Consider the following 8,222-nt stretch of genomic DNA (forward strand, 5'->3'; position numbering starts at 1 on the left):
GGGCGGGACCGCTGGCGGTGGCGGCGGCGGCAGCGGACAGGGCATCTACATCGTGACCGGCAACGTCACGCAGTCCCAGGGCCAGACCTTCATCGCCGACCTGCGGCTCTCGCAGCTGTCGAGCGCCACGGGGATCGCGGCCAACAACACCAGCGCCCTCGCGGCCCCCGTCGCCGTGGGCGGCGATGCCATCGCGGTGGGCTTCGGATCGAGCGCGGCCGGGACGGCGTCGACCGCGGTCGGAACCGGGGCATCCGCAGTCAACACCGGCAGCGTCGCCGTCGGCTACGCGGCGAGCGCACAGGGGTTGGGCGGCACGGCGGTCGGCACCGCATCCGCGGCGTCCGGAGCGGGCAGCACGGCGCTCGGCTTCGTCGCCGGCGCGACCGGCACGGGATCCACCGCGATCGGCGCGGCGGCCTCGGCTGCGGGCAACAACAGCGTCGCGTTGGGCAACGGCGCGGCCGCCAACCAGGCGAACACCATCGCCATCGGGGCCAACGTCAAGACCACCCAGGCCAACCAGGTGGCGATCGGCAACGCGGCCAACACCTACACCCTGGCGGGCGTCGCCTCGCAGGCGAGTGCGGCGGCGCAGAGCGGGGCGACGGCCTTCGTGACCACGGACGCCAGCGGCAACCTCGCGGCCTCGGCCTACGGCCCCTCGACCATCGCCGGGCTGGGCAACCGGATCGATTCGGTCCAGTCCCAGGTCAACAACCTGGAGGCCAAGACCGACACGATGCAGCGCTACGCGGTCCAGACCCGCAAGGAGTCGCGGCAGGGCGTGGCCATGGCGATCGCGATGGCGACCGCACCCATGCCCTCGGCTCCCGGCAAGACCACCTGGGCCACCAACGGCGCGACCTATCGCGGCGAATGGGCCGGCGGCGTCGCCGTGGCGCACCGGCTACCGACCTGCTGCGTGCCGATCGCGGTCACGGCCGGCGTCGCCTACGCGGGCGAGAGCAACGTCGGTGTCCGCGCCGGTCTGGCCGGCGAGTTCTGACGGCGATACGACGCCGCGGGGCCGGAACGACGTTTCGGCCTTGCGCCCGGGAAATTCCCCGGCATAGTGTCAACTTATGTTGACACTCGCGGTCGAGCAGTCGGGGCGGCACGAGACGGATCGGCGACCGCACGCGGTCGTCGTCGGCTCAGGCTTCGGCGGTCTCGCCGCGGCCGTCCGGCTCGGCGCGCGGGGCTACCGGGTCACCGTGCTGGAACGCCTGGAGCAGCCGGGCGGCCGCGCCCGGGTCCACCGGCAGGACGGCTTCACCTTCGATGCCGGGCCGACCATCGTCACCGCGCCGCAGCTGTTCGAGGAGCTGTGGCAGCTCGCCGGCCGGCGCCTCTCCGACGATGTCGCCCTGGTGCCGATCGACCCGTTCTACCGGATCCGCTTCGCCGACGGTGAAACCTTCGAATACAGCGGCGATCCCGAGCGGATGCGGGCCGAGGTGGCGCGCTTCGCCCCGGACGACGTCGCCGGCTACGAACGCTTCATGGCGCACAGCCGCTCGGTCTGCCGCATCGGCTTCGAGCAGCTCGGGCACGTCCCGTTCGGCAGCATCGGGTCGATGCTCAAGATCGCCCCGGACCTTCTGCGCCTGTCGGGCCACCGCTCGGTCCACGACGTGGTGGCGCGCTTCGTCCGCGACGAGCGGCTGCGCACCGTGTTCAGCTTCCACCCGCTGCTGATCGGCGGCAATCCGTTCCGGGCCAGCGCGATCTACTGCCTGATCGCCGACCTCGAGCGGCGCTGGGGCGTGCACTTCGCCATGGGCGGCACCGGCAAGCTGGTCGATGGGCTCGTCCGGTTGATTCGCGGCCAGAACGGGCGGGTCCGGCTCGGCGTCGACGTCGCCCGCATCCGCGTGGAGAACGGGACCGCCACCGGGGTCGAGCTTGCGGGCGGCGAGACGATCGCGGCCGACCTCGTGGTCTCGAACGCCGATTCGGCGGTGACGCATGCGCGGCTGCTGCCGAAGCCCCGGCGCTGGAGCCCCGGGCGGCTGCAGCGGGCGCGTTCCTCCATGGGCCTGTTCGTCTGGTATTTCGGCACCAAGCGTCGCTATCCGGACGTCGCCCACCACACGATCCTGCTCGGTCCGCGCTATCGCGGGCTGCTCTCCGACATCTTCGACCGCAAGGTGCTGGCCGACGATGCGAGCCTCTACTTGCACCGGCCCACCGCCACGGATCCGAGCCTCGCGCCGCCCGGCTGCGACGCCTTCTACGTGCTGGCCCCCGTGCCGAACCTGGCCGGCGGCCAGGATTGGCGTGCGTTGGCCGAGCCGTACCGGCGCCGGATCGCCGAGATGCTCGAATCCAGCGTGATGCCGGGCCTTTCGGAGGCCATCGTCACCTCGAAGGTGACGACGCCGCTGGAATTCCAGGACGACTTCCAGAGCTACCGGGGATCCGGCTTCGGCCTGGAGCCGGTGCTGACGCAATCCGCGTGGTTCCGCCCGCACAACCGGTCGAGCGACGTGCGCAACCTGTATTTGGTCGGCGCCGGGACCCATCCCGGGGCCGGGCTGCCCGGCGTGCTCTCCTCTGCCCGTATCCTCGATCTTGTGGTTCCGGATGCCCGTGTTTCCGCCTGAATTCGCCGCGGCCGCCGACCGCACAGCCTGCCGGCAGGCGATCCGCGCCGGCTCGAAGAGCTTCTTCGCGGCCGGCCGGCTGCTGCCCGGCGAGGTCCGCGAGGCGGCCTACGGGCTCTACGCGTTCTGCCGGCTGTCGGACGACCTCGTCGACGAGGCCGCCGACCCCTTCGCCCGCCGCGACGCGGTGGTACGCCTCGGCGACCGGGTCGCGCGCGCCTATGCCGGCAACCCCGCCGACGCGCCCGCCGACCGGGCGTTCTCGGAGATCGTCGGCGCCTATGCGATCCCGGAGGCGCTGCCCTACGCGCTCATCGAGGGCTTCGCCTGGGATGCCGAGGGCCGGCGCTATGCCGACATCGCGGCGCTCCATGCCTACGCGGCCCGGGTCGCGGGCTCGGTCGGGGCCATGATGGCGCTGATCATGGGCGCGCGCTCCCCCGACGCGCTCGCCCGCGCCTGCGATCTCGGCGCCGCCATGCAACTCACCAACATCGCCCGCGATGTTGGCGAGGATGCCCGGATGGGCCGGCTCTACCTGCCGCTCGACTGGATGGTCGAGGCCGGGCTCGACCCGGACGCCTTCCTGGCCGATCCGCAGCCCAGCCCGGCGCTTGCCGGCATCGTGGCCCGGTTGCTCACCGAGGCCGATGGCCTGTACCGGCGAGCCGGGGCCGGCATCGCGGCGCTGCCATCCCCCTGCCGCCCCGCGATCCGCTCCGCTGCCCTGATCTATGCCGAGATCGGCCGGGTCGTGACGCTGCAAGGCTACGATTCCGTCCGCACCCGGGCCCGGGTCGGGACGCCCCGCAAGCTCGCCCTGATCGCCCGCGCCCTGCGCTCCGGTCCGGCGACACCCAGCCTCGCGGCGCCACCATTGCCGCAGGTGGCGTTCCTGATCGACGCCGTGCTGAATCAGCCCCCGATGCCGGATCGCAGGCACTCCGTGCTGCGGCCCTGGTGGGATGTCGGCGGCCGGGTCGCGCACGTGCTCGAACTGATCGAGCGGATGCGCGAGCGCGAGGCCTTCGGCCGCTCCGCGCCGTCGTGAGGCGTGCCGATGAGCGACGGCCTGTTCGCGGCCTTCGATATCGGGCTGGTCTTCGCGCTCGCCTTCGGGATCGGCCTCTGGCAGCTCATCGCCGTCCGCCGCAGCATCCGCAGGGATCGCGAGCGGGGTGACGAGCGGGAGTAATCGTGCTCCTGATCGCTTGGCCTATCCGGCGCCTCTGCACCTCCTCGCGGACGTTCCCACCCTATTGCAGGTGGTGCGTGTAGGTGTCCCCGGCGGCCTCCTTCAGCACGGTGCCGGCCTCGCGGCCGATCCGCTCGGCCTCCGTGGCCGGGCCCTGCCGGGAGACCGACCAGTGCCGGCTGCCGTCGGGCAGGAACAGCAGACCGTCGAGCGTGAGGGTATCGCCTTCGATCTGCGCCAGTGCGGCGATCGGCGTCCGGCATGAGCCGTCGAGTTCGGCGAGCAGCGCCCGCTCGGCCGCGATCACGGTGGTGGTGCGGGCGCAGGCGATCGGCGCCAGCAGGGCGCGAACCGCCGCGTCGTCGGCCCGGCACTCGATCCCGAGGGCGCCCTGCGCCACCGCGGGCAGCATCTCCTCGACCGAGAGGACGCTGCGCGCCATGTCCTGAAGGCCGAGGCGCTGCAGCCCGGCGAGCGCCAGCAGCGTCGCGTCGCATTCTCCGGATTCCAGCTTGCGCATCCGGGTGTTGGCGTTGCCGCGCAGCGGCACGACCTTCAGGTCCGGCCGGTGCATCAGCACCTGCGCGCCCCGCCGCAGCGACGAGGTGCCGACCCGTGCGCCGTGCGGAAGGCCCGCGAGCCCGTCCGCATGCGGTGACAGGAACGCGTCGCGCGGGTCGTCGCGCTCCAGGATGCAGGCGATCACCAGCCCGTCCGGCAGCCAGGTCTCCACGTCCTTCATGGAGTGGACCGCGACATCGACCTCATCGGCGAACAGGGCCTGCTCGAGTTCCTTGGTGAACAACCCCTTGCCGCCGATCTCGGAGAGCGGGCGATCCAGGATCTTGTCGGCCACCGTGGTGACCACCACGAGTTCGGTCTCCAGCCCGGGATTGGCCGCCACGATCTTGTCGCGCACCATCCCGGTCTGTGCGAGCGCCATCGGGCTGCCGCGGGTGCCGATGCGCAGGGGACGGTTCAACATTGGGATCCGGACGTTTCTTGGGGCGTATGCCAGATCTTATAGCCTGCCTGCGGCCGCAGGCCATTGCTCCGGGACAGGTTTTAGACTTGCTGAACCGGCTTCGTGCGAGGGTCCGCCCGGCGCGATACCGCCCCGGTTTCGCCGGACTGGACGCCTAGACGCGCTCCCGGTCCGGCGCGGGTGCCGGACCCTTCCACACCGACGGACATCTCCATGCTGATCGTGCCGAGCCGCCGGCAGTTCCTGACCGGGCTGGGCGCCGGCGCCGGCCTGCTCGCCGGGACGGGCGTCTACGCCTTCGACGTCGAGCCGCTGCACCGGCTGGTGGTGACGACCTACGCGCCGGTCCTGCCGCGCTGGGACCCCGCCCTGCAGCTGCGCGTGGCGGTGCTGGCGGATTTTCACATCTGCGAGCCGTACATGCCGTTCGACCGGGTGGCGGAGATCATCGACGCCACCAATGCCCTGAAGCCCGACCTCGTGCTGATGCTCGGCGACTACCCGGCCGGCAAGATCGCGTGGCGCAAGCTGCCGCTGGCGCAGTTCGCCCGGATGGTCGAGGGGTTGAAGGCGCCCCTCGGGACCCACGCCATCCTGGGCAACCACGATTGGTGGGACGACCACGCCGTCCAGCGCTCCCGCCGCGGCTCGCCCGCGGTGAAGCATCTGCTGGAGGCCCGCGGCATCCCGGTGATGGAGAACGAGACGCTGCGGCTGGTGAAGGACGGGCGTCCGTTCTGGCTCGCCGGCCTCGCCGACCAGCAGCCGTTCTACAACAGCCAGGACGAGGGACTCGACGACCTGCCCGCCACCCTCGGGACGATCACCGACGACGCGCCGGTGATCCTCATGGCCCACGAGCCCAACATCTTCGCCGCCGTCCCCGACCGGGTCTCGCTGACGCTCTCCGGCCACACCCACGGCGGCCAGGTCCGGCTGTTCGGCCATTCCCCGGCGATCCGGCGGGTCCGGGGCCACGATTACGCCTATGGCCACGTCATCCAGGACGGGCGCCACCTGATCGTGTCCGGCGGCTTCGGCATGAGCCGGATCCCGGTGCGCTTCGGCGTGCCGCCGGAGATCGTTCTTCTCGAACTTGGCGGCGCCGCCGAGCCACCCCGCGCCTGAACGCCGCGCCACGCGTCTTTCGTGTTCGCGCTGCGCTAGCTATCGGCCATGCGCACGCTCCTTCCCGTCCTCGCCCTCACGATCCTCGCAGCCGGCTCCGGCACGGCTCGGGCCCAATCCTGCGACACCCTGATCGACAAGGTGACGGCGGCGACCGCCGCGAAGGTGACGGAGCGGCGCAGCGACTACGCCAGCTTCGCGGACGGCCCCGACATGACCCTGTCGCTCGCCTGCGGCAGCCCGGTCCTGTCTTCGGTCGGCGCGCAGTATCGCGGGGCCAGTCCCCCGGAGGTGTATTTCGAGACCTTCGGACGGGCCGGCCACGCCGTGACCGGCATTGATGCCGCGACCATCACCGAGGCGGCGCACAAGGCCCAGGCCGCGTCCGTCCGCCTGCGCCACAGCAACGTCGACCTGGGCGGCGCCCGGATCACCTGCTCGGCCATGGTCTCGCCCGACAAGGGTCCGCTGACGCTGTGCGCGGTGATCGAGCACAGCGACCGGAGCTGAGGCGCGACACGTCTTCCACATCGGCTGGATCAGCCGCATCCGGTAAGGTGTCGGCCTGCACGACGTCAGGTCGGCGACCGGAGCCGCCGACCCGCTTCTCCGCCTCAGAGCGGGATGTTGTCGTGCTTCTTCCAGGGCTGCTCCATCTCCTTGGTGCGGAGCATTCCCAGTGCCCGGGCGATCCGCTTTCGGGTCGAGTGGGGCATGATCACCTCGTCGATGTAGCCGCGCTCGGCGGCCACGAACGGCGACAGGAAACGGTCCTCGTACTCGCCGGTGCGGGCGGCGATCTTGTCCGGGTCGCCGAGCTCGCTGCGGAAGATGATCTCCACCGCGCCCTTGGCGCCCATCACGGCGATCTGCGCGGTGGGCCAGGCATAGTTCAGGTCGGCGCCGACGTGCTTCGAGGCCATTACGTCGTAGGCGCCGCCGAAGGCCTTGCGGGTGATGATCGTCACCAGCGGCACCGTCGCCTGGGAATAGGCGAACAGAAGCTTGGCGCCGTGCTTGATCAGGCCACCATATTCCTGCGCGGTGCCCGGCAAGAAGCCCGGCACGTCCACGAAGGTGACGATCGGGATCGCGAAGGCGTCGCAGAAGCGCACGAACCGCGCGGCCTTGCGGGACGCATCCGAATCCAGAACCCCGGCCAGCACCATCGGCTGGTTGGCGACGAACCCGACGGTGCGGCCCTCGATCCGGCCGAACCCGGTCATGATGTTGCGGGCGTAGGCCGCCTGGATCTCGAAGAAGTCGCCCTCGTCGACGACCCGGCGGATCAGCTCGCCCATGTCGTAGGGCTTGTTCGGGTTGTCGGGGATCAGAGTGTCGAGCGACATGTCGAGCCGGTCGACGTCGTCGAAGCTCTCGAGTTCCGGCACGCCCTCGATGTTGTTGGCCGGCAGGAAGTCGAGCAGGCGGCGGATCTGCAGGATCGCCTCGACGTCGTTCTCGAAGGCGCCGTCCGCGATGGAGGACTTGCTGGTGTGGACCTTGGCGCCGCCGAGTTCCTCCGCGGTCACGACCTCGTTGGTGACGGTCTTTACCACGTCGGGGCCGGTCACGAACATGTAGCTCGTGTCGCGGACCATGAAGATGAAGTCGGTCATGGCCGGCGAGTAGACGTCGCCGCCCGCGCACGGGCCCATGATCACCGAGATCTGCGGGATCACGCCCGAGGCCATGACGTTCCGGCGGAACACCTCGCCGTAGCCGCCGAGCGCCGCGACGCCCTCCTGGATGCGGGCGCCGCCGGCGTCGAAGATGCCGATGATCGGGGCGCGCATCTTCAGCGCCATGTCCTGCACCTTCACGATCTTCTGCGCGTGCGCTTCCGACAGGGAGCCGCCGAACACCGTGAAGTCCTTCGAGAACAGGAAGACCGTGCGGCCGTTGATCGTGCCCCAGCCGGTGACCACGCCGTCGCCGGGCACCTTCTGCTTCTCCATGCCGAAATCGGTGGAGCGGTGCTGCACGAACATATCGAACTCCTCGAACGACCCGTGGTCGAGGAGGAGTTCGATCCGCTCGCGCGCCGTGAGCTTGCCGCGGTTGTGCTGGGCCTCGACGCGCTTCTCGCCGCCGCCCAGACGCGCCTGGGCCCGCCGCTCAGCGAGCTTGTCGAGGATGTCCTTCATGGCTGTTCCCGCCCTTACCCTGCTCGTGCCGCCTTGCCCGGTTGAGGCCGGGTCGAAGCTTGTGCGTTCACCGATCCAGCGGCCTTAGCACGGGCGTTTCAGGTGGCAAACCGACGCCCGCGTCCGGCGGGTCGGACCTTCGGGGGGAGGGTGGGCAG

7 protein-coding genes and 1 pseudogene are annotated in these 8,222 nt (G+C 70.8%); 6 read left to right on the forward strand and 2 right to left on the reverse strand.

Annotation, left to right across the window (positions count from 1 at the left end; genetic code table 11):
* The 4 genes and pseudogenes from FV242_RS31150 to FV242_RS36215 form a co-directional block, all read left to right on the forward strand.
* Positions 1–1,009, forward strand: a pseudogene (locus FV242_RS31150) (hypothetical protein); the annotation flags it as partial.
* Positions 1,010–1,085: 76 nt separating this feature from the next.
* Positions 1,086–2,609 carry a phytoene desaturase gene (locus FV242_RS31155; protein ID WP_147941624.1) on the forward strand — a complete coding sequence of 508 codons (1,524 nt, stop codon included), beginning with the start codon at positions 1,086–1,088 and terminating at the stop codon, positions 2,607–2,609.
* Complete coding sequence (locus tag FV242_RS31160) at positions 2,590–3,660, forward strand: phytoene/squalene synthase family protein (protein WP_147941625.1); 1,071 nt, start codon at positions 2,590–2,592, stop codon at positions 3,658–3,660. The genes FV242_RS31155 and FV242_RS31160 overlap by 20 nt, the downstream gene beginning before the upstream one ends.
* A 9-nt stretch (positions 3,661–3,669) precedes the next feature.
* A complete protein-coding gene (locus FV242_RS36215) occupies positions 3,670–3,804 on the forward strand; it encodes a hypothetical protein (protein WP_281407127.1) in 135 nt (44 codons plus the stop codon).
* Between the two features lie 61 nt (positions 3,805–3,865).
* On the opposite strand, the gene hemC is transcribed toward FV242_RS36215, so the two are convergent.
* The gene (gene hemC / locus FV242_RS31165) at positions 3,866–4,789 is read right to left on the reverse strand and encodes a hydroxymethylbilane synthase (protein WP_147941626.1); all 924 of its coding nucleotides are present in this window, start codon (positions 4,787–4,789) and stop codon (positions 3,866–3,868) included.
* 213 nt (positions 4,790–5,002) lie between these two features.
* Between hemC and FV242_RS31170 the strand changes: the two genes are divergently transcribed.
* Both FV242_RS31170 and FV242_RS31175 read left to right on the forward strand, forming a co-directional pair.
* On the forward strand, positions 5,003–5,917 hold the full coding sequence (locus FV242_RS31170) for a metallophosphoesterase (RefSeq protein WP_147941627.1): 915 nt from the start codon (positions 5,003–5,005) through the stop codon (positions 5,915–5,917).
* Positions 5,918–5,965: 48 nt separating this feature from the next.
* Positions 5,966–6,427 carry an ABC transporter ATPase gene (locus FV242_RS31175; protein ID WP_147941628.1) on the forward strand — a complete coding sequence of 154 codons (462 nt, stop codon included), beginning with the start codon at positions 5,966–5,968 and terminating at the stop codon, positions 6,425–6,427.
* Positions 6,428–6,531: 104 nt separating this feature from the next.
* On the opposite strand, the gene FV242_RS31180 is transcribed toward FV242_RS31175, so the two are convergent.
* Entirely contained in the window at positions 6,532–8,064 is a 1,533-nt protein-coding gene (locus FV242_RS31180) for an acyl-CoA carboxylase subunit beta (protein ID WP_147910619.1), read from the reverse strand.
* Positions 8,065–8,222 lie beyond the last annotated feature (158 nt).

The sequence above is a fragment of the Methylobacterium sp. WL64 genome, assembly GCF_008039945.1.
GTDB lineage: Bacteria > Pseudomonadota > Alphaproteobacteria > Rhizobiales > Beijerinckiaceae > Methylobacterium.

Coding starts and splice junctions, on each gene's coding strand:
- FV242_RS31170 (WP_147941627.1), top strand. CDS start 5,003: ATGCTGATCGTGCCGAGCCGCCGGCAGTTCCTGACCGGGCTGGGCGCC.
- FV242_RS36215 (WP_281407127.1), top strand. CDS start 3,670: ATGAGCGACGGCCTGTTCGCGGCCTTCGATATCGGGCTGGTCTTCGCG.
- FV242_RS31175 (WP_147941628.1), top strand. CDS start 5,966: ATGCGCACGCTCCTTCCCGTCCTCGCCCTCACGATCCTCGCAGCCGGC.
- FV242_RS31180 (WP_147910619.1), bottom strand. CDS start 8,064: ATGAAGGACATCCTCGACAAGCTCGCTGAGCGGCGGGCCCAGGCGCGT.
- FV242_RS31160 (WP_147941625.1), top strand. CDS start 2,590: ATGCCCGTGTTTCCGCCTGAATTCGCCGCGGCCGCCGACCGCACAGCC.
- FV242_RS31155 (WP_147941624.1), top strand. CDS start 1,086: ATGTTGACACTCGCGGTCGAGCAGTCGGGGCGGCACGAGACGGATCGG.
- hemC (WP_147941626.1), bottom strand. CDS start 4,789: ATGTTGAACCGTCCCCTGCGCATCGGCACCCGCGGCAGCCCGATGGCG.